This is a genomic window from Oleiphilus sp. HI0132 (assembly GCF_001635845.1).
Map to the genome: position 1 here is coordinate 1 of NZ_LWGJ01000441.1, position 1,355 is coordinate 1,355.

The following is a 1,355-nucleotide window of genomic DNA, read 5'->3' on the forward strand; positions in this document are numbered from 1 at the left end:
AGAGTCTTGAACGCAGCTCCATTCAGCATCTGAACTATCCGTTTCAACGCCATCCTCATCGAACTTTAAAAAGCTGAAGCCTGCACGACCATCGCTATCATCGTTATGTGTTAGCTCCCGACCTAAGGAACAATCCTGTTGGTCGATGGCTTCCCCGGAACAGTCTAGGTTATTGCCGCTAGGGTAGCTTGCTCCCCAGGTAATACCGGTTCCATTTACGCGAATATTAGTCGCCGGTATTGGGCCGACCACGACATTAACCAGGTCCGGTTCTGAATCGAGTTGGCCATCGTTAACCACTAATGAAAATACCAATCTTCCATCAGTGTGAGCTTCAAATACCGGGTTAGCATCTGTCTCATCACTTAAGCTTACTTCAGGGCCGCTTATTTGAAGCCAGCTATAACTTAAGGGGTCGTCTTCAGGGTCGAGGCTTCGGCTGCCCTTTAGTGCCACAATAGAGAGACTGCCAACATATCGGTCGACACCGGCGTTGGCGATAGGAGGATTGTTTGCAGGCATCACTGAAATATTCGTGAATGAGATTTCCGAAGATAGTTCACCGTCATTGACAATAAGTGAAAACTGCAATTCTCCACCCTCCGTTGGCGCCACGAAGCTGGGTGAGACCAAGGTGTTATCATTCAGTTCAACGTCTGGCCCTGCAGTTTGTGACCACTCGTAAGTGAGCGTGTCATTTTCGGGGTCGTTGCTTTGGCTTCCATCCAGTGTTACAGAATCTCCGCCTTCAGTGCTTTGAGATAGGCCCGCATTGGCGAAAGGTGCCGAATTGGCATTGCTGACACTGATTACCACTTCGTCAGCCGCAGAATTTGCTTCGCCATCACTGACTACCAATGAGAAAGTCAGGATAAGGGTGCTAGTCGAATCAGTTTCAGGTGCCTGGAATTGTGGTTGTAGTTCTGACACCGAGCTTAGAATGACGCTTGGGCCACCTGTCTGACGCCAGGCGTAACTTAAACTCAGGTGCTCACTATGAGTACTTTCACTGGCATCTAGTGAAACCAATGTATTGCTTCTGACTGTTTGGTCAGCGCCTGCGTGAGCGACCAATGCAGTGCTGATAGCTTGAACAGAAATAATAATGCTATCGCTTACAGAGTTTAACTCGCCGTCATTGACGGTTAGGCTAAGCTCAATTTCGCCACCATTTTCCGGTGCTATGAATGAAGCTTGAGCTTGCTCTGAATCTAGAACTGTAACCACAGGGCCGGAAACCTGTTGCCAGGTATAGCTCAGGCTGCTTCCTTCCGGGTCGGTGCTATTTGCGCCGCTAACGACGACAATGTCATTCCCGTTTGCTTGTTGGTCAGGGCCCGCATCGGCCATAGGGG

Annotated in this window: 1 pseudogene; it reads right to left on the reverse strand. The window is 49.5% G+C overall.

The window, feature by feature from the left end:
• Positions 1 to 1,355: pseudogene (locus A3766_RS30455) on the reverse strand (hypothetical protein); the annotation flags it as partial.